Raw genomic sequence first — 23,094 nt, 5'->3', positions numbered from 1 at the left:
CCAAATACCGACTGGGGGAATAGCGATGACAGAGCAAATTACAGCAGGCCGTTCGCGGACCATTCAGACCAAATTGGTGCTGCCGCCGGACACGAACCACATGGGGACCATTTTTGGCGGTGCCGTGCTCGCCTATATCGATGAAATCGCCGCCGTTACGGCGATGAAACACAGCGGCAAAGCTGTGGTGACCGCGTCGATCGACACGGTGAACTTTCTGTCGTCCGCACGGGTCGGCAATGTCCTGCTCCTGGAAGGCGTCGTCATATCCACGGGGCGCACATCGATGGAAGTGTACGTGAAAGCGGAATGCCAAAGCATCGAGTCGGGGGAGAAAACCTTGACGACCACCGCCATTTTGACGATGGTCGCCGTCGATGAAGCAGGAAAGCCGACGCCGGTGCCGGGAGTGGTGCCGGAAACAGAACACGAGAAAAAGCTGTTCAAAAGTGCACAGGAGCGCAAGCAGCGCCGCATGAAAATCAACGAATACGCAAAGGAGCTGGTTTAATATGAATACATTTATCTACACAGAAACGGATGCCGTGACAAAAGCAATCCTGCGGGCGAGAGATGTCTACAAACTCGACGCCGCACCGCTGCTCGAAAAAGTAGCAGAACTCGAAACGCAGGCAAAAGGCGAGCAGTCTTTGATTTATGCGCTCAACCGCATTTCCATGGCGGAACCGGATTGGACATTCGTTGCCGCGGAACTTTATTTGAATGATTTGTACAAAGGCGCGGCGAATAGTCGGGGCTACCAGGCAGAATCCAAATACGGCGATTTTTATGAACTGGTGGAAAAACTGAGCAGCATCGGCATCTATTCCGGTGACTTGCTGAAGAGCTATTCAAAAGAGGAAATCGGGGCTCTGGGCAATGAAATCCAGGAAGATCGCGATCTTTTGTTCAATTACATCGGCTTGTTTTTACTGGCAGACCGCTATTTGGCGAAGGATTACGAAGGAAATGTCCACGAATTGCCGCAGGAGCGTTTCCTTGTCATCGCGATGACGCTGATGCAAAACGAACCGAAGGAAAAGCGCATGGACTTGGTGAAGGAAGCTTACTGGGCGATGAGCAATCTGTATATGACCGTGGCAACACCGACGCTGTCGAACGCAGGAAAGAGCTTTGGCCAGCTGTCTTCCTGCTTTATCGATACGGTGGACGATTCGCTTGACGGCATTTACTTGAACAACTGGGACATTGCACGCCTCAGCAAAGACGGCGGCGGCATCGGCGTCTATTACGGCAAAGTGCGCGCTTTGGGATCTGACATCAAAAAATTCAAAGGCAATTCGTCCGGCGTCATTCCGTGGATCCGCCTTGTCAACGACACGGCGGTCAGCGTCGACCAGCTCGGCCAGCGCCAAGGCGCAGTCGCGATTTACCTGGACGTGTTCCATAAAGACATCATGAACGGCTTCCTGGATTTGAAGACGAACAACGGCGACGAGCGCCGGAAAGCACACGACATTTTCACCGGCGTGGCGATTCCAGACCTATTCATGGAAAAGCTGAAGGAAACCGATGAAAACGGCCGCAGCACCGGCGAATGGCATACGTTCTGCCCGCACCAAGTGAAGACCATCATGGGCTGGAAAGACAGCGCGGGAACTGCACTTGGCCTGGAAGACTTTTACGATGAAACGGACGTCAAGCACTTCAAAGAGAAATACGAAGAAGCGGTCAGCAATCCGTTATTGCCGCGGAAAACCTACCGGGCGATGGACATTATGGCGCGCATCATGGTGTCGCAGCTTGAGACCGGCACGCCGTATATGTTCTACCGCGACGAAGTCAACCGCCAGAACCCGAACAAGCACTTGCGCGGCAAGGGGCTTACATCGATTTACTGTAGTAATTTGTGTACAGAAATAACCCAAAATATGTCAGCTACAACCATCACAAAAGAATATACGGACGAAGACGGCAACCTTGTGATGATCCGCAAGCCGGGCGATTTTGTCGTCTGCAACTTGTCATCGATCAACTTGCCGCGTGCGGTGAAAGCAGAAGTACTGGAACGCCTAGTGCCGATTCAGATGCGCATGCTGGATAACGTCATTGATTTGAATACCATTTCCGTCGGTCAGGCCGATGCAACAAATAAGAAATATAGAGCAGTTGGTTTAGGGACTTTCGGATGGCACCATCTTTTGGCGCTTGAAGGCATCCACTGGGAAACCGAGGAAGCCGTGGCGTTTGCTGATAAATTGTACGAAGAAATCGCCTACTATACCATTCTCTCTTCGATGGAACTTGCCAAGGAAAAAGGCGCATACCGCGAATTTGCTGGCTCCGAATGGGAGACCGGCGAGTATTTTGACCGAAAAGGCTATACAAGCGTTCGCTGGAACGAATTGCAAAGCGCCATTACGGAAAACGGCGTCCGCAACGGCTGGATGATGGCGGTGGCACCGAACTCATCGACGGCTAAAATCGGCGGCTCAACGGACGGCATCGACCCGCTCTATGCAGTGGAATTTGCGGAAGAAAAGAAAAACTTCAAATTCAAAGTGACGGCGCCGGATCTTGACCACAACACTTATGATTATTACCGCCGCGCACGCCACGTACTCGACCAAAACTGGAGCATCCGCCAGAACGCGGCCCGCCAGCGCCATATTGACCAGGCCATCAGCTTCAATTTCTATGTGCCGCATACGATCAAAGCGAAAGAATTACTGGGGCTGCATTTTGAAGCATGGGAACAGGGCTTGAAGACGACGTACTACGTCCGCAGCACATCCCAGGCGGAAATCGAAGAATGCGAAGCATGCCAAAGCTAAGGAGGAACCACTATGTCCATTCACGCACCACTGCAAAAGATCAAGCTGCTCAATCCCGAGCAGCCGAATAAATCCACCGGCATCATCAACGGGGAATCGTCCGGTTTATTAAACTGGAACGATATCGCCTATCCGCAAATGTACGATTTGTACCAAACGCTTTTGTCGAACTTCTGGAAAGCGCAGGAAATCAATATGCAGGACGACATCAAGCAATGGGACCATTTGACGGATGTTGAACGGGACGTATTTCTGCGCATCAACACGCAGCTGGCGTCGCTCGACAGCCTGCAGACGCCGACAATGAGCCAGGCGATGGACTATGTCACCGACTCGAGCTTCAAGGCGATTTTCGCGGTCATTTCCCAACAGGAAGCGGTGCACAACGAGTCGTATTCGTATATCCTGAGTTCACTGGTGTCGATCAGCGAGCAAAATGCGCGCTTCAACCAGGCGAAAAGCGATTCAATCGTAAGAAAGCGTAACGACCTGATCCTGGATGCCTACGAGGCGTTCCGCCAGAACCCAACGCCGCAGACCTTGTTCCGCTTGAGCGTCAATTCGATCAACCTGGAAGGCATTTATTTCTACGCCGGCTTCGCCTTTTTCTATCATTTGGCGCGCCAGCAAAAAATGCTCAAGACGAGCACGATGATCAGCTACATCCAGCGCGACGAAATGCAGCACGCGTATTTCATTTCCCAGTTTATCCGCATCATGCTGACGGAAAATCCGGAACTGAATACCGAAGAAAATATCCAATACGTCTATGACGCTGTAGACAAAGCGGTGCAGTTGGAGAAAGAATGGGCGCACCACATTCTGAAGGACATCCAGGGGCTTGATCTGGATGAGTTCGAAGGCTATGTCGAATACTTGGCCAACAAACGCCTGCGCCAGCTCGGTCTCGACAATCTGTACGCAGAACAAAGCAACCCGATGCCGTGGATCCAGGTATTTGGCGATGACATGATGAATGAAACCAAATCGGACTTTTTTGAACAGAAATCCCGGACCTATTCGAAAGTGTCGCAGTCGAATGGCTTCGACGAACTATGAGCCGCGGATTGCCATCGTCTATGCATCTGTCACTGGGAATACGAAAGCGGTGGCGGAGATACTGCAGAAAATCGGCCTTTCCAAGGAGCTGGAAGTGGAGCTTTGGCCAGTAGCGGACTTCCCGCTTGCTGAACTCTCACGTTACGACGCAGTTATGGTCGGCACCTATACATGGGGCAGCGGCGAGATTCCGAAAGAAATGCACGGCTTATTCGAGGCATTCGAGAGGTTGGACCGAACCGGATTGGTGACGGCTGTCTTCGGGACCGGCGACAGCTTTTTCGCCGAATTCTGCGGCGCTGTCGACCGCTTCCGGGATATGCTGTTTGTACATACGAAGCTGGCCGCGACGTTAAAAATCGAACTGGTGCCTCAAGAGGCAGATATCATACGATGTGAAAAATTGATTGCCAGCGTCACAAAAAGGCTGCCAGCGTTTCCTCGGTATATTTGCGGGTATAATCAGTAGGGGAAAGACCATTACTGAGGGGGAACTTGGATGACGGTAAATAATTGGTGGAAACTCGGTGCAGCTGCGTTTTTATCCTTAAGCATGCTCGCAGCTTGCGGAGTAAACAGCGGCGATTCAGAAAATGAGAATGAATCTGAAGTGAACGAAAACGAGAATGAAGAAAATGAAAACGAGACGAACGAGAACGAAGCCGATGAGAATGAAAATGAGTCAGACGAAAATGAAGCCGATGAAAATGAAAACGACGAGAATGAAGAAGACGAAAATAATTAATTTATGACGAACAGTAATTTCAAACAGAGCGGCCACGCGCCACTCTGTTTTTGCGTTTTAGGAGATTTATCTGCGCTCCAACGCATTTACTCCCGCTGCAACAAAAAAAGACCCGCTGAAAATCAGCGGATCCTGCACTTCACTCTTAAACTCTCAAATTCTCCACAACAGACGCGATCCCCATGCCGCCGGCGATGCACAGCGTGACGACGCCGTACTTCTTGCCGGTGCGCTCGAGTTCATGCACGAGCTTCGTCAACAGAATGGCGCCGGTCGCACCGATCGGGTGGCCCATTGCAATGGCGCCGCCGTTCGGGTTGACCCGGCTGCGGTCGGCGCCGAGTTCGTTGATGCAGGCGACGGCCTGGGAAGCGAACGCTTCGTTGAGTTCGATGATGTCGATGTCTTCAATCTTCAAGTCTACTTGCTTCAATGCTTTGAACGTCGCGTGGACCGGACCCATGCCCATCAATTCCGGGGAGCAGCCGACTGCAGCCTGGGCAATGACGCGCGCTTTTGGCTGAAGTCCACGCTTTAACGCTTCGTCTTCTGACATAACAAGGAGTGCTGCAGCGCCGTCGTTGCGTCCGCTGGCGTTGCCTGCTGTGACGGTGCCGCCTTCTTTAAAGACCGGCTTCAGTGCCGCCAGTTTTTCGAGCGATGTCTGGCGCGGATGCTCATCCGTTTTAAATTCGATTGTCCCTTTGCGCGTTTTTACCGAGTAAGGCGCAATCTGCGAATCAAACAAGCCTTTTTCAATCGCATTCGCTGCCCGTTCCTGGCTCTCCAGCGCAAATTCATCCTGTTCCTCACGCGAAATCTTGTGTTTCTCCGCGACATTTTCCGCCGTGATGCCCATATTCAGCTCGCCGTAGGTTTCTACCGGCTGCGAACCGGGCTGGCTCGCCGTGTTCGGGTCTTTCAACAAGACATCGCCGGAACCCGTACCGAAGCGCACTTTGGTGACGTAATAAGGTGCGGTGCTCATCGATTCGGCGCCGCCGGCGATGATGATGTCGCCGAGTCCCATGCCGATCTGCTGCACAGCGGAATTGACGGCCTGCACGCCGGAACCGCATTGACGGTGCAAGGTGTAGCCCGGCACTTCGACCGGAAGCCCGGCGCGCAGCAAAGCGACGCGCGCCAAGTTGGAAACGTCTGCACTTTGCTTTGCTTGTCCCATGATCACTTCTTCGACAGAAGCCGGGTCAAGCCCAGTGCGGCGGAGCAATTCTTCAATGACGTGGGCGCCAAGCAAATCGACGGTTTCATTGCCGATTGTGCCGCCCAGTTTTCCGATGGCGGTTCTGACAGAATCTACAATTACTGCATTCTTCAATTCATCATCTCCTGTTTTCCGGAAAATTCCCGTGCGTAATGCTTCACTTTTTCCTTGTCGATTTCCATGCCGAATCCCGGTCCGTCCGGAACAATCACTTCAAAGTTCTCGAACTTGATGCCATTGACCGTGACATTGTCTTTGAACAATAGGGGACCGAAGATTTCGGTACCGAATTTCATGTCAGAAATTGTTGAATACAACTGAGCACACGCGGCTGTCCCAAGGCTTGACTCGATCATCGTGCCGCCGTATAGCCCGAGGCCAGCCGCTTCGGCGATGCCAACCACTTTTTTTGTCTGGGTCATGCCGCCGTGCTTGCATGGTTTTAGGGCAATGGAGTTGCCGGCGCGATACTTCGCAATCCGGAAAACGTCCTGGATGCTCGTCGCTGCTTCGTCCGCCATGATCGGCACGTTGAATTTGGCAGTGAGGCGGGACATGCCTTCAAAATCCCATGCAGCAAGCGGCTGTTCGACCATCGAAACGCCAGCCGCTTCGAGTGCTGCGATGCAATAATTCGAAGTATCTTCATCCCATGCCTGGTTGACGTCGACTGTCAGGCGCGCCGCATCACCGAGCGCTTCCTTGATTTGGCGGACATGCTCGACGTTCTTGAACGGATCGCCTTTGCCGATTTTCAGCTTGAAGATATTATGGCGCTTTTTCTCCAGCATTTCCTGTGCTTCTTCAATGTCTTTTTCGGTATTGCCGCTGGCGAGCGTCCACGCAATCGGCAGGGATTTGTGGATCTGGCCGCCGAACAATTCGAAAGCGGGGATGTTTTTCGCTTTCGCCGCCAAGTCGATAATGGCATTTTCCACAACGGTTTTGGCGAAGTAATTGCCGCGGACAAGTTTCGATACATCGTTCATGATGCGGTCAAAATGATTCGGGTCCTGTCCGATGATCAGAGGGGTGATGTACATGTCGATATTCGCCTTGATGGCTTCCGGCGTCGATTCGCCGTAGGATGCGCCGCCGATTGTCGCAACTTCGGACCAGCCTTCACGGCCTTCGTCGTCTGTCACGCAGCCGACCACAATCGTCTGCACGGTAATGGTGTGCATTGCCAGTTGATGGGGACGGATGGTCGGCAAATCCAATATATAAACTTCAAAAGAACGTATTTTCATGCGAATAAACCCACTTTCTGCATTTTACTCAATAAAAGCTGCTTCCGTTTTTTCACGGACTTCTTCAATCGTTGCCCCTGGCATTAAATCGACCAGTTTTAATTGTCCATCTTCTACATTGAATACGGCCAGTTCCGTAAAAATCATATCCACTTGGCGCGTCGATGTAATGGGGTAGGTGCATTCTTTCAGCAATTTCGAGCTGCCGTCTTTGGACGTATGGTTCATTGTCACAAAGACTTTTTTCGCGCCGACGAGCAGGTCCATCGCACCGCCGACACCCATGATGTTTTTGCCGGGAACCGCCCAATTGGCAATGACGCCGGTTTCGTCTACTTGCAGTGCACCGAGTATGGCAACATCGACATGTCCGCCGCGGATCATCGCAAACGAATCCGAGCTGTTGAAGAAAGAGGAACCGATTGCTTCGCCGACCGGCAATTTCCCGGCATTGACCAAGTTCGGATCTATATCCGCTTCCTCGACATCCGTCACACCCAGCAGGCCGTTTTCCGTGTGGAGGTAGATATTGTCTTCAGTCATATATTCCGCCACCAGCGTCGGAATGCCGATGCCGAGATTGACCGTGCAAGGGCCTTGGAGTTCAAGAGCCACGCGCTTCGCGATCATATGCTGAGTTTCTGCTTTGCTCATCTGGGTTGTCATACGCTCACCACTCCTTCTTTTGTCAGGATTTGCTGGGCTTTCACAATGAAATCCACATAGATGAAAGGCGTCACGATTTCTTCCGGATTCAATTCGCCCGGCTCTACAATTTCATCGACTTCGACAATCACTGTTTTCGCAGCGGTCGCCATCAAAGGGTTGAAGTTTCGTGCCGTCTTGTAATACACAAGATTTCCGAGTGTATCCGCTTTATGGGCGCGAATTAACGCGACGTCGGCACGGATCGCTTTTTCAAGGATGTACTTCACACCGTCGATTTCGCGTTCTTCTTTTCCTTTAGCGAGGTCGGTGCCGACGCCGGTCGTCGTATAATAGCCGCCAATTCCGGCACCGCCTGCCCGCATCGATTCGGCGAGCGTCCCTTGCGGCAGGAGTTCGAGTTCAATTTCGCCCCTTTGGTATTTGTCGCCGACATCACGGTTGCTCGTGAAATAAGAGCCGATGCCTTTTTTGATTTTGTTCTGGTTCAACAGGATGCCGAGCCCTTTGCCGGACTCGCCAAGGTTATTGCTGACAATCGTCAAATCGTTGACGTCTTTTTCCGTCAGTCCATCTATTAAGGTAAGAGGAGCGCCGATCAAGCCGAAGCCGCCGACCAAAACGGTATCCCCTGATTTTACGTAAGATAATGCTTGTTGGATGTCATGCTGTATTTTTGACATTGTGTGCCTCCATTCCGTGCTTATTCCACCGTTTTTAATGAATCGCTCAGTTCGAACCACGCCGGGATGCCGGCCGTCAAGATGCAGATGTAGCCGAGATCAGCCAAGTCCGCTTCCGTGGCACCAGCTGCGCGCGCTTTTTCCATCCAAGGCGCAGCCCCGCTGCCGTCAAGTTCAACGATGAAGTTGCCCGCCATATTCAGATGCTTCAATTTTGAAGAAACTTTGCCGTCTGCCATAATCAAATTGGATAGCTCTTCTTTGTTCCCTTGTTTGATTGCCGAAACCACTTGTTCAAGATAAGCCGTCTCTTCATCTTTCAGCCAGCCAAGCATCGTGCCGAGCAAATCATCAGCCGTTTCAGGCATGGCTTCCGGAAGAACAACCGGGTTGCCGCTCAATTCGAGTGCATACGGAATCGCTTCAAACGCTCTTTTCAACGCTGCATCGCCTTTGTACAAGTAAGCAGACAGGAAAAACTCAAGCAGTTCCGCTGCAGAGTAGCCGAAATCGACGGCCCCTTTCGTATGGAACAGCATGCTGCGTGAGTAAAGGCGTGCTGCGTTCATGCTGGCAATCAGCGCGTCTTTTTCTTTGCGGGACAGGGAGCCGTCCTGCATGATTTCACCGCGGATGCCAGTATATTTGTCCAGGACTTCCGGGCTGTAATCGTGCATTTTCTGTACCCATCCCGGAACCACATCATAAACTTCTTTGAAATACTCCAACGCTTTGCTCATGTAATACACTCCTAGGAAAAAATTATTTTAAACTTGCCGGATATTCGAACTGGTTGATGCCAAATATCATTGGCAGGACAAAGTAAACAAATACAACGATCAAAAGAAGTGCTAAAACGGTCAATCCCGTTCCTTTTCGCAACATATCCATCATCGTAATCTTGCCAGTAGCAAAAATAATGGCATTTGATGGTGTACCGATCGGCAGCATAAAGGCGAATCCAGCTCCCATGGCTACTGCCGTCATCAGTGGAAGCGGGTGGACGTCAATAGCAAGCGCCAATGCGGCAGCAATCGGAACCAGAATCGTCACCGTAGCAGTATTCGGTGTCATTTGCGTCATGCCGATGCCAAGCAAAGTAGTAACAAACAAAACCAATAGGTAAGGGGCGCCATCAAGCAGCATCAATTGGCTGCCAATCCAGGAAGCCAGATCTGTACCGTTAAAGCCTGAGGCAAGCGCAAGGCCGCCGCCGACAAGAAGCAGCACACCCCATGGCATGTTTTTCAGGGAGTCAGCCCCAAGGAGGCGCTCACCCGTATTGCCGGAAGCGGGAATAGCATGCAGCAGGACCGCTGCCACCATGGCAATCATCGTATCGCTCAGTCCCGGGATCAAATCGCTCCACAGGAACGTCCGCGTCATCCAGAAAAAGCCGGTCAAGAGGAAAATCGCCAGGACGACTTTTTCTTCATATCCCAGTTTGCCGAGCTCTTGTTTGCGGTCGAGCACAAATTGGCGTCCATTTGCAATTTTTTTAACTTTCATCGGGTAAGCGATTTTCGTGATATAGAAAATCGAGAAAATCATCAATAGGACAGTCAAAGGAAAAGCAAAAAGGAAAAAGTGGGCGAAAGAAATTTCAAACCCGAACAGTTCTTTGGCAAGGCCTGCCAGCACCAAGTTTGTCGGAGTCCCAATCAACGTGGCACTGCCGCCGATCGTACCACCGAAACCGATCGCAAACACAATCGATTTCGTAAATTTCTGTTCTTCTTCCACCGTATAGACGTTGTCTTCTTTCATCAACGTGACCACTTTGGCGATAATGGCCAGACCGATCGGAATCATCAGCATGACGGTCGCCATATTGGACACCCACATCGAGATAAAGCCGGTCGCAATCATAAAGCCGAGAACAAGGCCGGAAGTACTGGCGCCAACCGCACTCAAAACCGTAACGGCAATCCGTTCATGAAGATTCCAGCGTTCGAGTGCCAGAGCTAGCGCGAATCCTCCGATGAATAAGAAAATCAGCGAATCGCCGTAGCTTGAAGCGGCGGTGTTGCCATCAACCGCTCCCATTAAAGGAAGTAAAATCAGCGGCATGAGGGAAGTGATGCCAAGCGGAATCGCTTCCGAGAGCCACCAAACGGACATCCAGGCCGTGATAGCGAGCACCGCGCGTCCGGGATCGCTAAGCCCAGGAAGCGGCAAAGCGAAGAGGACTAATAAAAAGAGAATAGGGCCTAGAAAAAGGCCGATCATTTGTGTCGTGCTGTAAGATTTCTTGCGGTCGGTCCCTTCTTTTTCGAAAGCGGCCGTTTGTTTCTTCCCGGGCATTTCAGCAGTTGCCACCCCAGCATTGCTGTGTGTCCGGAGTTCCGCCATCGTCACCAGGTCTTTCGTGTCTTTGTGGGATTTCCACATACTTTGGTTCAGCTTCTTAAATGAAAAATTCATTTATGTTCCCCCATTCGCCTTTGCTAATGAATTACAGTTTCTCTAAAAAAGCATCTAAAGCTTTTTGGATATCATCCCGTTGTTCAAATACCATGGTGTAATGATTGCAGTCGGAAACGACCGTTTTGATTTGCTTGATCGAAGCCTGCGTTTCTTTGTAGTCGTCAAGATAGAATAGCGGCGGCATGGATCCGATGTTTCCTTCGGCGTAAACAAGCAGGGTCGGACAGTCAATATCGTTGCCGATTGCTGCGGGATCGAATGTGTAGAAGCTTTCGAAATCGGCAACAATCCGGGACTCATCGGCTTTGTTTTCCCAGTGGCCGCCGGCCGGTCCGACTTCGTATTCCGCTGTATCCTGCAATACATCCGTCCACTCGATTCCGAGGTTCGCATAGATTTTCTTGATTTCTTCCGCGTAATGTTCCTTAGAGTCGAAATGGCGGCTGATGCGGCCAAGCGACGGCTGAATAATGCCGCGCTGATGTTCGGAAGTTTTAGCGGCTCCGTCCAGTAAAATCAGTGCTTCCACGGATTTCAAGCGGCTTGCCACAATCGCGGAAATAAATCCGCCCATCGAATAGCCGAATAAAATCGGGTTTTCCAGCTTCAGTTCTTGAATAAGGCCGATGATATCTTCCGCATGCTTGAAAATGGAAGTATCCGGATCAGCTTTCGAACTGTTTCCGCGTCCCCGAAGGTCTACCGCGATAAAACGGTAGTCGCCTTTCAGCTTTTCTGCGTAATAATGCATGTTTTTATGAGTGCCGGTCAGTCCGTGAATCGCGAGTATCGGTCCTTTTTCTCCCGGATAATCGGCTACTTGAATCTCATTTCCATTAACATTCACTTTATACAATTCCATCTGTTCCACCTCGGTTCAAAGATTGGCAATGCCTATAATGAAGAAGAAGCTGCCAAGGTTTCCTCGACAGCCACAGGATATTTGCTTATTCCGTTCTCATGACAAAGTTCAACGATGCTTCCTTGTGGTCGCCTTTGTCGATCAATTTAGTGAGCAATGTAGAGCGAACGCCGCCTGCCACATCTGTTTCCAGCCACTGGTCGCCTTCGAAGAATACTTGGGTAATCAATGTTTCATGGCCTTCATGTTCAAATTTGATATGGATATGCGCAGGGCGGTAAGCGTGGTAGCCTGCCGCAAACGTAAATTCGCCAGTCGGTCCGCTCGTCGGAATTTGATAAGGGATCGGAACGATTGAGTGCACTTCAAAATTGCCGTTTTCATCCGTGTAGAACTGTCCACGAAGATTGAAGTCTGGTGCCGTGGAGTCAAAGTTCGAATACAGGCCGTCTGCATCGTCCTGCCACCACTCCACTTTTGTGTTTTTAAGAGGTCCGTTTACGGAACTGACGTTGCCGAAGAATACCAGTTTGTCGCCTGGTTCGTTTTCGCGCTGCGGGATAACGAATGGGGCTTCTTCAAGCAATGGCGGATTTTCTACGTAATACGGCCCTAAAAGAGAAGGTTCGGTGCCTGGTGAATTTTTGTATTTCGCTTCCAAAACATATGTCTCAACGAAGACGTCCAAGAACAACGGGATTTCTCCGCTGCGCCCAAGGCGATCTGCCCATTTTACAAAGTTCGTGTATTCTTCATGATTGAATTGCTGCTCGTCCAAGAAGTTTTTCATGTGTTTGACGAAGCCCTCGTAAGCTGATAACACGCGTTCATTTTTTACTACTGTTTCTGTCATCTAAATTCCTCCTCATAAAAAGTATGGTCATGCTGAATTTCCTTTGTAAGTGAGTTCATCAAATGTAAACGCATTCATGTTGTGCTAAAAAAAGAACGGATTGGAGAATAGCACTTGCAATGCCAAAGTATTTATTGTACGATAAACGTACAATATATCGCTTTACGTACAATCTCATCTTACACAGGGGGCAGAGTAAATGTCAACAGAAGAATTAGACAATTTTAAAAAATCGGGTGACTATATCCAGTCATTGGAGCGTGGATTGCAGGTCATCCAGGCTTTTTCGCAGCAAAACTCATCTATGACCGTCAGCGATGCTGCCAAAAAAACAGGGTTGAGCAGACCGGCGGCACGGCGCATCCTTTTAACACTTGAAGCGCTCGGCTTTGCCGAATCGAAAAACGGCAGCTATTCCTTGACGGCACGGACCTTATCGCTTGGGTATGCCTATTTGTCTTCCAATAACAGCTGGAGCATGGCGCATCCGTTTATGAAGCAATTCGTCGACCAGACAGGGGAATCGTGCTCCATTTCCATCTTGGATGGAACGAATATTCTCTATGTTGCCCGTGTCTCGACAAAACGCATCATGTCGATCAACCTTGGCGTCGGTTCCCGCCTTCCGGCATATGCGACGTCCATGGGGCACGTGCTTCTCGCCAATCTGCCGAAAGCAGAACTGGAAGCTTACCTGGAAAAGATGAATTTCGAAAAATTTACGGACAAAACCATTACCGACAAAGAAGAGTTTCTTAAAGTATTGGAAGGGGTGCGTGAGAAAAATTGGGGCGGCGTAGATCAGCAGTTCGAAGAAGGCCTGCGTTCCATTGCTGTTCCAATCCGTAACGCCCGCGGCAAAGTCATTGCTGCGATGAATTGTTCCGTGCACGCCGGACGCGTCAGCAAGGATGTGCTGCGCGAAGAATTCCTGCCGCTGCTCCAACAAGCGGCCGAACAGATCGGCCAGGCACTTGCCGCAGCCAATAGCTCATCTTTTGAATAATGAAAACCCGGCCATTCGATATGGCCGGGTTTTCTTTGCGGAAGAAGGGATTACTTGCTGCAAAGAAAATTTATTTGCGGCAAACCGGAGTTTACTTGCAGCATCCCTTTTTTATCTCTGAATTCACACATTGCGAGCGCAAAAAAGTATAATGAAACCACCAATAGATTGAATGCAAAGAGGTGCACCCATGATTGTCATCATCGACAACCACGATTCGTTTACTTATAACCTGGTCCATTACCTGGAGCAGTTTGACCCGGAAGTGGCCGTTTTTCAAAATAGACAAATTACAGCCGAAGAAGTGAGAAACTTATCGCCGGATTTGATTGTGCTGTCACCGGGTCCAGGGCGGCCGGTCCGTTCGGGCGCAACCAAGGAAATTCTCTGTTCACTTACGGAAGAGTTTCCGATCCTGGGTGTTTGCCTGGGGCATCAGACCATCGTCGAGCATTTCGGGGGGCGCATCATCAAAGGAGCGCAGCCGATGCATGGCAAAGTTTCGCTGATGGACCACGATGGCAAAGGGGTATTTGCAGGAATTGCTTCTCCGGCGAAAGTGACCCGCTACCATTCGCTAATTGCCGATCAAGCGGAGATGCCGCATTCCTTAATCATTACTGCTAAAACGGAAGACGGCGTCGTGATGGGCGTTCGGCACCGGACGCTGCCGATTACCGGCATTCAGTTTCATCCGGAGTCGATTTTGACGGAAGAGGGCTTCCGCATGCTGCAAAACTGCTATGAAGATGCGCGAGCATGGAAAGCTAGTCAGAACAGGAGGGCGGCGCAATGACCAACCCTTACCTTATGTTCGAGTTCCAGGATGCCAATGGCAATATCCAGCCTCTCGTATTCCAAAATCCCGTCAAAGTGCTGCAGACGGAGCGTTTGGAAGAAGTGCCAGCCATTATGGAAAACATCGAAGAGGCGATTCAAGACGGCTATTACGCTGCCGGTTATGTGTCCTACGAAGCAGCTCCTGCCTTTCAGCCGGAAATGCAGGTTCGCCGAGGCGCAGAAATGCCGCTTGTCTGGTTCGGGCTTTTTGAACAACCGCTTGCACTGGAACACACAGCAATAGAAGAACCTTACCAAGTATCGGACTGGAATATGGCGAGTTCGGTGAACCGCTATAAACAAGGCATTGAAAAAATCAAAGAAGCCATTGAAGAAGGGCATACTTATCAAGTGAATTACACGGAAAGGCTCCATGCGAAATTTTCAGGAAGCGACCGTTCGTTTTACCATCAGCTGGCCAGAAATCAGCAGGCGGGCTATGGCGCTTATTTGAATCTGGGCAAGTACCGGATCTTGTCAGCATCGCCGGAGCTGTTTTTCCGTGTCGACAGCGGCAAATTGACGACGAAACCAATGAAAGGGACGGCGCCGCGCGGACGCACGACGGCAGAAGACGAAGCAAACGTCGAGCGCCTGCTAGCTTCAGAAAAAGAACGGGCCGAGAACTTGATGATCGTCGATTTGCTCCGCAATGACCTAAGCCGCCTGGCGAAACCCGGAACGGTGCATGCCGCAAAACTTTTTGAAGTGGAAACCTATCCCACGGTCCATCAGTTAACTTCGACCGTGGAAGCGGAACTCATCAGCGGAGCGACTGTATACGACTGGTTCAAAGCGCTGTTTCCTTGCGGCTCGATCACCGGCGCACCGAAAATCAGCACGATGAAAACAATCGCGGAACTGGAACAGTCGCCGCGTGAAGTTTATTGCGGCGCCATCGGCTTTATCACGCCAGAAAAAAATGCGGTTTTCAATGTGCCGATCCGGACAGTCGTCATCGATGCAGAACGGGAAACAGCGCGCTACGGCGTCGGTGGAGGCATTACGTGGGACTCAACTTCAGAAGGCGAATACCAGGAACTGTACACCAAGGCGCAAGTCCTGACAGCGAAGCGTCCGGAGTTTGAGCTGCTGGAATCCTTAAAGCTGGAAGATGGTACGTATCCGTTACTGGAATATCATTTGGAGCGCTTGAGCGATTCGGCCAAGTATTTTCATTTCCCGGGAAATAAAGCAGAGGTAGAACATGTGCTTAAAAGCCTGGCACATCAACACCCAATGGGTCTGTTCAAAGTACGGCTGCTTTTAAATGAACGTGGAAACGTCTTTGCGGAAGCACTTGAAACCCAGCCAATCCAAGAACCGGTTATGTGCAGGCTGGCTGCTTCTCCGATAGACAGTGGCAATCCTTTTCTATTCCATAAAACGACTTACAGAAAAGTCTACGACGAGCATAAGAGCAGCAGCGACATTTTTTCGGTATTATTATGGAATGAAAAAGAAGAGCTCACTGAATTTACAATCGGCAATCTGGTGATTGAAAAAAACGGGAAGTTTTTTACCCCGCCTGTCAGTTGCGGATTATTGCCGGGAACTTTCCGCCAGTACTTGATTGACCGGGGCGAAATTGAAGAAAAAGTGATGCTGAAAAATGAACTGGCGGACGTTGACGCGTTGTGGTTCATCAATAGTATCAGAGGATGGATGAAAGTCATCTTAGCGTAAAAGAAGCCGCTTCGAATGGGAAAATTACCTTTCTAAAAGTAGGTTTAACAAAATTTAGGGAAGGGTATTTATAAAGTATCCGCGACTTCTGGCGTCGATTTTTAACTTTTTGTTAAAAATTTTTGACGAAACTAGGTCTAAAGATTTCACATTTTGGTGAACGCATTATAGGATGTAAGTAATCAGAAAACATTGGTGTTTCTGTGCTGACTGAAATTTAAATACTTTACCTTGCTATAAACAACTAAATACTCTGGTTGGATGTTACAGACAATAGAGCTGGGAACAACGCCGAAAAGGATTTCACCACATTCTTTTCGGCGTTTTTTGTATGTTTGGACCGGAAAAAGGAGCGGAAATGATGCAGTATTTTATTGATCACAACAAAAAAAGTATTCATCAGCAAAAGTTTGCGGGAGATCGATGCGGCTTTGTGGGAACGTCGATTGAAAGCAGAGAGTTTACGAATTGTCCCAACTATGTGGACCTGCTTGTAAAAGAACAGAAGTACAAAAGGTGTGCACATTGTGAATCGTTTCAAACGACTTTATCCAGTTGAACTAAAAGGAATGCTAAAAATTTATAAGGAGTGGGTTAGGGTGGAACATTTAGAAGAAGTGGCTGAAAAAGTGGGGATGCTGCTAAAATCGGAAATTGAACTGCAGCCGAAAGGGTGTATCGTCAAAAAGAAAAGAACGCTCGAAATTCATGCCAATACCGCCTTTTTTAGCTGTACTTTGAATTTTGACATCTCCTTTGACCGTTTCAGAGAAGACGGGACGGCACACAACAAAGCGGAAATCTATCTTTTGCCTGAAGAGTTTCCGTGCTTCTTATCCAATTTCAACGCTTATCCGATTCCATTGCCAACGGATTTCCATCAGCGCCTGATTTCGAATCCGAATATTGTTTGTGTGCATTTAGAGTCGAAAGAGCGTCCGGAATACTTTGCCGAGCGGCTGGCAGGAGCACTTGAAGCACTTGAGGAATTAAAAGGCCAAATATACATGAATTAAAAATGCCTGCGAACAGCAGCATATTAAAAACGAAGCGAGGACGGACTTATGTTAGTCAGATATAAGAAATCATGCCAGAAGATAGCGATGGGGTTATTGTCCTTTATGCCGAATGAACGAAACGTGAAAAATTTATGCCAAACCATGAACCGCTACACAGAAGATCCGGATTGGCAGTTGTACTTGCTGAAAAATGAAGAAGATTATATCGGACTGGTTGGCGTGGAAGTTGCAGATACGTATTTTACAGTCCACCACATCTCCGTCCTTCCTTCTTACCGGGGCGAAGGGCTGGGACATAAAATGATTGAAAAAATTCAGCTGCTGATGCAGGACCGTGAGATGCGCGCAACAGCAGAAACGAAAGAGTTCATTGAACATTGTTCAAAAAAAAAGTACGTCCTAAACTGATAGGCTGAAATTGGTGAACCAGGAATCCGTTCAAAAGAACAGATTGCCTTTTATATATATATATAATATTAAAATTTTCAGAAAATAGATGCTATAATTGTATGAGTGAGATTTTCCATACAAGGAGGCAATTCACATGCAATTGGCAGGAAAAGTGGCAATTGTAACAGGCGGCGCATCCGGAATTGGACTGGCTACTGTAAAAGCATTATTGGACAAAGGAGCACACGTGGTCATCGCAGACATCAATGTGGAAGGCGGCGAAGCGGCTGCAAAAGAACTTCAAAACAATGAAACAGAAGTTGCATTTGTTGAATTCGACGCTTCACGGGAAGACTCCGCAGCAAACCTTGTAGCCGAAACAGTCAAACGGTTTGGACAGCTTGACATCATGGTCAATAATGCAGGAGTCCGGTCAACTGCTGAAACGCACGAGCTTTCCTTCGAAGATTACCGGAAAGTAATTGCGGTCAATCAAGACGGAGTTTTCTTCGGATCAAAACATGCCATTCGTGAAATGCTGAAAACCGGAGGCGGTGCGATTGTCAATACGGCTTCTATATTGGGCTCGGTGGGAGAAGCAAATGCTTTTGCGGTTACCGCATCTAAAGGTGCGGTAAATTTAATGACAAAATCGTTGGCGCTCAAATATGCAGACAAGAACATTCGGGTCAATGCGGTAAGCCCTGGCTATATTGAGACGGGAATGTCAAATCGAAATACTTTAAACCCCGAACTTTATGCCAAAGCGGTAGCGAAACATCCGATCGGACGCTTGGGGCAGCCGGAAGAAGTGGCGCATGCGATCATCTTCCTGTGCGAAAATGAGTTTGTGACGGGCAGTACGGTAATGGTCGACGGTGGCTACACTGCACAGTAACCAGTTAATAAAAAATTTAAGGAGTTGTCCATTAAGTCTATTATTCGACTTAGTGGACAACTCCTTTTTTAATACTAAAAGAAGAATCCTAGTAATAAAAATAGAAAACTAAATATTCAAAAAAGTATTGCAATTTGAAAATGATAAGAATATACTAAAAAAAATCGTTGAGGGAGGGATTGGATTGGAGCAAAGTGTTAACAGTTTACAGTTAACTTTCGAAGGAAAAGTTGCTGTAGTGACCGGTGCCGCTCATGGGATTGGCAAAAGCATTTGCCGGGAACTTGCCAGTCGCGGTGCCCACGTAATTGCACTGGATATCCTTGAAGACCCTTTAAATGCCACTAAAGATGAAGCAGAAAAAGATATAAAATCAGCCCATTCATCAGGGGAAATGACTACATATCTATGCGATGTCACAAACTCCAATGCAGTAGCATCCGTTATCCGGCAAGTCATAAAAACTTTCAAAAGAATAGACATTTTAGTCAATGTGGCTGGAGGTGTGGCGGGTCAAGTGCATCAACCAATTGAAAAAGTAGCGGATGATGATTGGCAAAAAGTGATCGATATTAACTTGAAATCCACTTTTTTCATGGTGCGGGCAGTTGTTCCGCATATGAAGGAAGCAGGATATGGAAGAATCGTCAATATTTCAAGCGGTGCCGGAAGAAGCAGCAGCTTGACCGGCATACAGGCTTATACAAGTGCCAAAGCTGGACAGATTGGCTTTACTAGGCAAATGGCCAGAGAATTGGGCCCATTTGGAATAACCGTCAACAATGTAGCGCCGGGGTTTGTGTTATCCAATCCTTCTACAGAACGGCAGTGGAAGGCGATGTCTGATGAAGAACAAGTAAATCTGATTCAATCCATCTCGGTAAAAAGACTGGGGACACCAGAAGACATTGCGCACCCTGTGCTTTTTTTTGCATCAGACTTTGCCCGCTATGTAAGCGGTCAAGTAATATCCGCAGATGGTGGAATGCAACTTTTTTAGGAGGGGTAAGATGGCAATTACAATAATTGGTGCGGGTGCGATTGGCGGTGTTCTTGGTGCTTACTTGATAAGGGCAGGAGAGACGGTCATTTTTTGTGACATTGCTGAAGATCATGTCAGCAAGATGAATTTACACGGAATCACTATTGAAGGTCCCGATGAAACATTTACGGTTAAGGGAACAGCTTATACTCCAGAACAACTAGTTGAAAGAAACGTACCTCTTGAAACAATATTCCTTTGCGTTAAAGCCCACCATACAGAAAAAGCTCTGCTGCCTTTTTTACCTCTTTTAACTCCTGATTCACAAATAATTTCCTTGCAAAATGGTCTGTGTGAAAGAAAGATTTCAAAAATGATTGGAGAAGAACGGACAATCGGCTGTTTTGTTAACTTCTCTGCCGATTATCTGGAGCCGGGAAGAATTCTTTACGGAGGGGTGGCCTCTTTGTATTTAGGCGAACTGGATGGCAGCATTTCCAGCCGGATCACAGTGTTGAAAGAAAAACTGCAATGTTGGGGTCCTGCCCAAGTGACCGATAATATATGGGGATATTTGTGGGGCAAGATGTCGTATGCGGGTCTATTGTACGCAACCGCTTTAGTAGATGAAACAATGGCGGAAGTGGTCAGAAGGCAGGATTTACGAGGAATGTTGATGGAGTTGTGTTCTGAAATACTGGAAGTGGCAGACAAACTGAATGTTTCTCCTCTTGGCTTTGATGACTGGGAACCGGCACTCGTTTATCCGCGAGAGCAGCGCAATCGAAAAGAATTGGAAGCGCAGCTGGAAAAATTGGCAAAACGCATGGCCGCCAATAAAAAAACAAAAAGCGGCATTTGGCGTGATTTGGCAGTCCGTAAACGTGAAACGGAAGTTGATGCTCAACTGGGCGATGTACTTGAAATTGGAAAAAACAACGGAGTGGAAATGCCGTTGCTGTCTGCTTTGGTTGATTCAATCAAAGAAATAGAGCAGGGAACCAGAGAAATGAGCTGGGACAACCTTTACGAGTTGAAGAAAATTTATGAATCCTTGCCTACTAAAGCAAGTTAAAAATAGGAGTGAAGAAGATGCTGATCCCGGACCAGAGAACCTTATCAGATGATGTTGCAGCAATAATAAGGAAAATGATTTTAAATGGAGAATTCGGTTCTGGAGAACGCATTAATCAGGCACAGTTAGCTGAAAAGCTTAGCATCTCCAGAGGACCCGTACGAGAAGCCTTGAAATTGCTTCAGAACGAAGGTTTGATCAAGCATGAAACAAATAAAGGCACTTTTGTTGCAACGTTATCCCAGCAAGATGCATTTGAAATATATACTCTTCGTGCTTTGCTGGAAGGAGAAGCAGCTCAGCTTGCTGTACCTAATTTGAAAGAAAAAGATTTTGCCAAGCTGGAGCGCCTGCTGGAGAAATTCCATCAAATGATGATTGCGAAGGATCTGGAGAAACAGGCACAATGCGATATTTTATTCCACAGCACGATTGTTGGGGCATCCAGACATAATCGGTTAATCAGCATTCATAAACATCTTGATACACAAGTCGGGGCCATGTTTTTGACCATTGCCAATCAGGTGCCGCTGCGGGTGGAACAAGTTGTCCATAACCATCAAATATTGCTGGATGCTTTACGGACCAAGGACTGTGAAAGAATTCAACTCGCATTTTCAGACCACTATAAAACAGCATTAAAAGATTTGTCTAAAGTAGCTTCGACCAAAGAGTAAAGGACGGTGGAAACAGATGCTGCTAGAAGTGAACGACTTGTCTTTATCGCTCAAAAGAGCGGGGAAATATTCAAAAATACTGGACGGAATCTCTTTTCAGGTGGCTCAAGGAGAAACGCTTGGAATTGTAGGCGAATCCGGCTGTGGAAAAAGCATGACGGCGCTGTCGCTGATGCAGCTGCTGCCCGATAAAGCAAGGTTAGGCGGAAAAGTGGATTTGCAGGGAGAACAAATCACCAGTTTTTCAAAACGCAAATTAGAGAAAATCAGGGGCAATCAAATGTCGATGATTTTCCAGGACCCATTGACGTCACTCAATCCTCTCCATACCGTCGGAACACAAGTAGAAGAATCCTTGATCCTTCATACGAAAAAAAGCAAACAAGAAAGGCGTGATCGTGTCCTTCATTTGTTGCGGGCGGTTGGCTTGCCGCGTGCAGAAGAACTGATTGACGAATACCCTCATCAGCTCTCGGGCGGAATGAGGCAGCGCGTCATGATTGCCATTGCCATGGCATGCGAACCGCAGCTGTTGATTTGTGATGAGCCTACTACTGCCTTAGATGTTACCGTCCAGGCGCAAATCTTGGAATTGATGAATGATATCAAACGGCAGACCAAGATGGGCATCATTATGATCACCCATGATATGGGCGTGGTTGCGGAAGTATGCGACCGGGTCATTGTGATGTATGCCGGGAAAATTGTAGAAGAAGCACCGGTCATTGAGCTATTCCAAAATCCTAAACATCCTTATACACAAGGCTTGCTGGATTCGATCCCGAAACTGGGGGAACGCAAAAAGAAATTAGGCTCAATTCCGGGAACGGTTCCAACACCCGGGAATATGCCGGCAGGCTGCCGATTTGCTGACCGTTGTATTCATGCAATGGATATCTGTAGATCCACCCTCCCTCCAATGATTAACATTCAGGAAAATCACCAGACAGCCTGCTGGCTTTACGATGAAAAGGAGGCGAAAAACGATGGCTCTGCTAGAAGTACAGAACTTGAAACAGCACTTCACAACTAAAAAAGGGTTTATGGGAGAAAAAACGGTGATCAAAGCAGTAGACGGCGTCAGCCTCTCGATTGAGGAAGGAAAAACCTTAGGAGTTGTAGGGGAATCGGGCTGCGGCAAATCCAGCTTGGGCCGTTCAATCCTTCGCCTGGTAGAGCCTACTGAAGGCAGTGTTAAATTTAATGGCCAGGAAATTGTCGGCATGTCCCCTAGGGGGATGAAGGAATTGAGGAAAGAGATGCAAATTGTTTTTCAAGATCCTTATGCTTCCCTCAATCCTCGCAACACGGTCCGGAAAATATTGGAAGCACCGCTTCTTATTCACGGTACAGGAAATAAAAAAGAACGCCAGGAACGAATTGAGAGTTTGGCCGGAAAAATTGGTTTGCGAAAAGAACAGTTAAACAACTATCCTCATGAATTTTCAGGCGGACAGAGACAGCGTATTGGAATCGCCCGGGCGCTAATGCTCAACCCCAAATTGATCATTGCTGACGAGCCGGTCTCAGCTTTGGACGTTTCTGTTCAATCCCAAGTGCTGAATCTGATGCTGGATCTTCAGCAGGAACGAAATTTGAGTTATATGTTCATTTCCCATGATTTGTCTGTAGTCCAACATGTATCGGACAAAGTGGCTGTAATGTATTTGGGGAAAGTGGTGGAAATCGCAGATGTAAAGAAAGTTTATAAGGATCCATTGCATCCATATACCCGGGCTTTGCTTTCAGCATTGCCGATTCCGGATCCTGTGCGTGTCCGAAACCGGATCATTCTGCAAGGCGATTTGCCAAGTCCAGCTAATCCACCGCCAGGCTGTCCATTCCATACAAGATGCCCGATGGCGACAAAAGAATGTGCAGAAATTGTTCCGCCATTGGAAGAAAAAACAACCGATCATTTTGCAGCCTGTATCCACACATAGAATCAAAACGCAA

Annotated in this window: 24 protein-coding genes; 16 read left to right on the top strand and 8 right to left on the bottom strand. The window is 48.4% G+C overall.

What is annotated here, in order from left to right:
- Positions 1 to 25: 25 nt before the first annotated feature.
- The 5 genes from BLQ32_RS02510 to BLQ32_RS02490 are packed head-to-tail and all read left to right on the top strand — an operon-like array spanning position 26 to position 4,599.
- Positions 26 to 511 carry an acyl-CoA thioesterase gene (locus tag BLQ32_RS02510; RefSeq protein WP_074508965.1) on the top strand — a complete coding sequence of 162 codons (486 nt, stop codon included), beginning with the start codon at positions 26 to 28 and terminating at the stop codon, positions 509 to 511.
- Between the two features lies 1 nt (position 512).
- Entirely contained in the window at positions 513 to 2,795 is a 2,283-nt protein-coding gene (locus tag BLQ32_RS02505) for a ribonucleoside-diphosphate reductase subunit alpha (protein ID WP_074508964.1), read from the top strand.
- A gap of 12 nt (positions 2,796 to 2,807) precedes the next feature.
- Complete coding sequence (locus BLQ32_RS02500; protein WP_074508963.1) at positions 2,808 to 3,854, top strand: ribonucleotide-diphosphate reductase subunit beta; 1,047 nt, start codon at positions 2,808 to 2,810, stop codon at positions 3,852 to 3,854.
- On the top strand, positions 3,835 to 4,323 hold the full coding sequence (locus BLQ32_RS02495; protein WP_074508962.1) for a flavodoxin domain-containing protein: 489 nt from the start codon (positions 3,835 to 3,837) through the stop codon (positions 4,321 to 4,323). Before BLQ32_RS02500 ends, BLQ32_RS02495 begins: the two co-directional genes overlap by 20 nt.
- A gap of 30 nt (positions 4,324 to 4,353) precedes the next feature.
- Positions 4,354 to 4,599, top strand: a complete 246-nt coding sequence (locus BLQ32_RS02490) for a hypothetical protein (protein ID WP_074508961.1) — start codon at positions 4,354 to 4,356, stop codon at positions 4,597 to 4,599.
- 145 nt (positions 4,600 to 4,744) lie between these two features.
- On the opposite strand, the gene BLQ32_RS02485 is transcribed toward BLQ32_RS02490, so the two are convergent.
- The 8 genes from BLQ32_RS02485 to BLQ32_RS02450 form a co-directional block, all read right to left on the bottom strand.
- Positions 4,745 to 5,938 (bottom strand): thiolase family protein, encoded by a 1,194-nt coding sequence (locus BLQ32_RS02485; protein ID WP_074508960.1) that lies wholly within the window; start codon positions 5,936 to 5,938, stop codon positions 4,745 to 4,747.
- Positions 5,935 to 7,074, bottom strand: a complete 1,140-nt coding sequence (locus BLQ32_RS02480; protein WP_074508959.1) for a muconate cycloisomerase family protein — start codon at positions 7,072 to 7,074, stop codon at positions 5,935 to 5,937. Before BLQ32_RS02480 ends, BLQ32_RS02485 begins: the two co-directional genes overlap by 4 nt.
- 24 nt (positions 7,075 to 7,098) lie before the next feature.
- Entirely contained in the window at positions 7,099 to 7,740 is a 642-nt protein-coding gene (locus BLQ32_RS02475) for a 3-oxoacid CoA-transferase subunit B (protein WP_083335250.1), read from the bottom strand.
- On the bottom strand, positions 7,737 to 8,423 hold the full coding sequence (locus BLQ32_RS02470; protein ID WP_074508958.1) for a CoA transferase subunit A: 687 nt from the start codon (positions 8,421 to 8,423) through the stop codon (positions 7,737 to 7,739). Before BLQ32_RS02470 ends, BLQ32_RS02475 begins: the two co-directional genes overlap by 4 nt.
- 20 nt (positions 8,424 to 8,443) lie before the next feature.
- Complete coding sequence (locus BLQ32_RS02465) at positions 8,444 to 9,163, bottom strand: carboxymuconolactone decarboxylase family protein (protein ID WP_074508957.1); 720 nt, start codon at positions 9,161 to 9,163, stop codon at positions 8,444 to 8,446.
- 22 nt (positions 9,164 to 9,185) lie between these two features.
- Entirely contained in the window at positions 9,186 to 10,847 is a 1,662-nt protein-coding gene (locus tag BLQ32_RS02460) for an SLC13 family permease (RefSeq protein ID WP_074508956.1), read from the bottom strand.
- Between the two features lie 31 nt (positions 10,848 to 10,878).
- Complete coding sequence (locus BLQ32_RS02455) at positions 10,879 to 11,712, bottom strand: alpha/beta fold hydrolase (protein WP_074508955.1); 834 nt, start codon at positions 11,710 to 11,712, stop codon at positions 10,879 to 10,881.
- An 85-nt stretch (positions 11,713 to 11,797) separates the two neighbouring features.
- Positions 11,798 to 12,565, bottom strand: a complete 768-nt coding sequence (locus BLQ32_RS02450; protein ID WP_074508954.1) for a dioxygenase family protein — start codon at positions 12,563 to 12,565, stop codon at positions 11,798 to 11,800.
- A gap of 199 nt (positions 12,566 to 12,764) precedes the next feature.
- Between BLQ32_RS02450 and BLQ32_RS02445 the strand changes: the two genes are divergently transcribed.
- The 11 genes from BLQ32_RS02445 to BLQ32_RS02390 all read left to right on the top strand — a co-directional run bounded on the left by BLQ32_RS02445 (position 12,765) and on the right by BLQ32_RS02390 (position 23,081).
- Positions 12,765 to 13,571, top strand: coding sequence for an IclR family transcriptional regulator (locus BLQ32_RS02445; RefSeq protein ID WP_074508953.1), 807 nt, complete (start codon positions 12,765 to 12,767; stop codon positions 13,569 to 13,571).
- Between the two features lie 190 nt (positions 13,572 to 13,761).
- Complete coding sequence (locus BLQ32_RS02440; RefSeq protein ID WP_074508952.1) at positions 13,762 to 14,367, top strand: anthranilate synthase component II; 606 nt, start codon at positions 13,762 to 13,764, stop codon at positions 14,365 to 14,367.
- On the top strand, positions 14,364 to 16,097 hold the full coding sequence (gene pabB / locus BLQ32_RS02435; protein ID WP_074508951.1) for an aminodeoxychorismate synthase component I: 1,734 nt from the start codon (positions 14,364 to 14,366) through the stop codon (positions 16,095 to 16,097). Before BLQ32_RS02440 ends, pabB begins: the two co-directional genes overlap by 4 nt.
- Positions 16,098 to 16,696: 599 nt before the next feature.
- Positions 16,697 to 17,113, top strand: coding sequence for a hypothetical protein (locus BLQ32_RS02425; RefSeq protein ID WP_083335249.1), 417 nt, complete (start codon positions 16,697 to 16,699; stop codon positions 17,111 to 17,113).
- 48 nt (positions 17,114 to 17,161) lie between these two features.
- The gene (locus BLQ32_RS02420; protein ID WP_036811319.1) at positions 17,162 to 17,524 is read left to right on the top strand and encodes a GNAT family N-acetyltransferase; all 363 of its coding nucleotides are present in this window, start codon (positions 17,162 to 17,164) and stop codon (positions 17,522 to 17,524) included.
- 136 nt (positions 17,525 to 17,660) lie between these two features.
- Positions 17,661 to 18,404 carry an SDR family NAD(P)-dependent oxidoreductase gene (locus BLQ32_RS02415; protein WP_074508948.1) on the top strand — a complete coding sequence of 248 codons (744 nt, stop codon included), beginning with the start codon at positions 17,661 to 17,663 and terminating at the stop codon, positions 18,402 to 18,404.
- Positions 18,405 to 18,588: 184 nt separating this feature from the next.
- On the top strand, positions 18,589 to 19,404 hold the full coding sequence (locus tag BLQ32_RS02410; RefSeq protein WP_053166555.1) for an SDR family NAD(P)-dependent oxidoreductase: 816 nt from the start codon (positions 18,589 to 18,591) through the stop codon (positions 19,402 to 19,404).
- A gap of 10 nt (positions 19,405 to 19,414) precedes the next feature.
- Positions 19,415 to 20,461, top strand: coding sequence for a ketopantoate reductase family protein (locus BLQ32_RS02405; protein ID WP_053166554.1), 1,047 nt, complete (start codon positions 19,415 to 19,417; stop codon positions 20,459 to 20,461).
- A gap of 17 nt (positions 20,462 to 20,478) precedes the next feature.
- Complete coding sequence (locus BLQ32_RS02400) at positions 20,479 to 21,138, top strand: GntR family transcriptional regulator (protein WP_053166553.1); 660 nt, start codon at positions 20,479 to 20,481, stop codon at positions 21,136 to 21,138.
- 16 nt (positions 21,139 to 21,154) lie between these two features.
- Complete coding sequence (locus tag BLQ32_RS02395) at positions 21,155 to 22,171, top strand: ABC transporter ATP-binding protein (RefSeq protein WP_053166552.1); 1,017 nt, start codon at positions 21,155 to 21,157, stop codon at positions 22,169 to 22,171.
- The gene (locus tag BLQ32_RS02390; RefSeq protein ID WP_244890305.1) at positions 22,125 to 23,081 is read left to right on the top strand and encodes an ABC transporter ATP-binding protein; all 957 of its coding nucleotides are present in this window, start codon (positions 22,125 to 22,127) and stop codon (positions 23,079 to 23,081) included. The genes BLQ32_RS02395 and BLQ32_RS02390 overlap by 47 nt, the downstream gene beginning before the upstream one ends.
- Positions 23,082 to 23,094 lie beyond the last annotated feature (13 nt).

The sequence above is a fragment of the Planococcus glaciei genome (genome assembly GCF_900099655.1).
Taxonomy (GTDB): Bacteria; Bacillota; Bacilli; order Bacillales_A; family Planococcaceae; genus Planococcus; species Planococcus glaciei.
Note: the sequence above shows the minus strand (reverse complement) of the source record. Positions and strands in the feature narration are given on the sequence as shown.

Excerpts from the sequence above, each read along its gene's own strand:
- BLQ32_RS02510 (WP_074508965.1), top strand. The coding sequence starts at position 26 with ATGACAGAGCAAATTACAGCAGGCCGTTCGCGGACCATTCAGACCAAA.
- BLQ32_RS02505 (WP_074508964.1), top strand. The coding sequence starts at position 513 with ATGAATACATTTATCTACACAGAAACGGATGCCGTGACAAAAGCAATC.
- BLQ32_RS02500 (WP_074508963.1), top strand. The coding sequence starts at position 2,808 with ATGTCCATTCACGCACCACTGCAAAAGATCAAGCTGCTCAATCCCGAG.
- BLQ32_RS02495 (WP_074508962.1), top strand. The coding sequence starts at position 3,835 with ATGGCTTCGACGAACTATGAGCCGCGGATTGCCATCGTCTATGCATCT.
- BLQ32_RS02490 (WP_074508961.1), top strand. The coding sequence starts at position 4,354 with ATGACGGTAAATAATTGGTGGAAACTCGGTGCAGCTGCGTTTTTATCC.
- BLQ32_RS02480 (WP_074508959.1), bottom strand. The coding sequence starts at position 7,074 with ATGAAAATACGTTCTTTTGAAGTTTATATATTGGATTTGCCGACCATC.
- BLQ32_RS02475 (WP_083335250.1), bottom strand. The coding sequence starts at position 7,740 with ATGACAACCCAGATGAGCAAAGCAGAAACTCAGCATATGATCGCGAAG.
- BLQ32_RS02470 (WP_074508958.1), bottom strand. The coding sequence starts at position 8,423 with ATGTCAAAAATACAGCATGACATCCAACAAGCATTATCTTACGTAAAA.
- BLQ32_RS02465 (WP_074508957.1), bottom strand. The coding sequence starts at position 9,163 with ATGAGCAAAGCGTTGGAGTATTTCAAAGAAGTTTATGATGTGGTTCCG.
- BLQ32_RS02460 (WP_074508956.1), bottom strand. The coding sequence starts at position 10,847 with ATGAATTTTTCATTTAAGAAGCTGAACCAAAGTATGTGGAAATCCCAC.
- BLQ32_RS02455 (WP_074508955.1), bottom strand. The coding sequence starts at position 11,712 with ATGGAATTGTATAAAGTGAATGTTAATGGAAATGAGATTCAAGTAGCC.
- BLQ32_RS02450 (WP_074508954.1), bottom strand. The coding sequence starts at position 12,565 with ATGACAGAAACAGTAGTAAAAAATGAACGCGTGTTATCAGCTTACGAG.
- BLQ32_RS02445 (WP_074508953.1), top strand. The coding sequence starts at position 12,765 with ATGTCAACAGAAGAATTAGACAATTTTAAAAAATCGGGTGACTATATC.
- BLQ32_RS02440 (WP_074508952.1), top strand. The coding sequence starts at position 13,762 with ATGATTGTCATCATCGACAACCACGATTCGTTTACTTATAACCTGGTC.
- pabB (WP_074508951.1), top strand. The coding sequence starts at position 14,364 with ATGACCAACCCTTACCTTATGTTCGAGTTCCAGGATGCCAATGGCAAT.
- BLQ32_RS02420 (WP_036811319.1), top strand. The coding sequence starts at position 17,162 with ATGTTAGTCAGATATAAGAAATCATGCCAGAAGATAGCGATGGGGTTA.
- BLQ32_RS02415 (WP_074508948.1), top strand. The coding sequence starts at position 17,661 with ATGCAATTGGCAGGAAAAGTGGCAATTGTAACAGGCGGCGCATCCGGA.
- BLQ32_RS02405 (WP_053166554.1), top strand. The coding sequence starts at position 19,415 with ATGGCAATTACAATAATTGGTGCGGGTGCGATTGGCGGTGTTCTTGGT.
- BLQ32_RS02400 (WP_053166553.1), top strand. The coding sequence starts at position 20,479 with ATGCTGATCCCGGACCAGAGAACCTTATCAGATGATGTTGCAGCAATA.
- BLQ32_RS02395 (WP_053166552.1), top strand. The coding sequence starts at position 21,155 with ATGCTGCTAGAAGTGAACGACTTGTCTTTATCGCTCAAAAGAGCGGGG.
- BLQ32_RS02390 (WP_244890305.1), top strand. The coding sequence starts at position 22,125 with ATGGCTCTGCTAGAAGTACAGAACTTGAAACAGCACTTCACAACTAAA.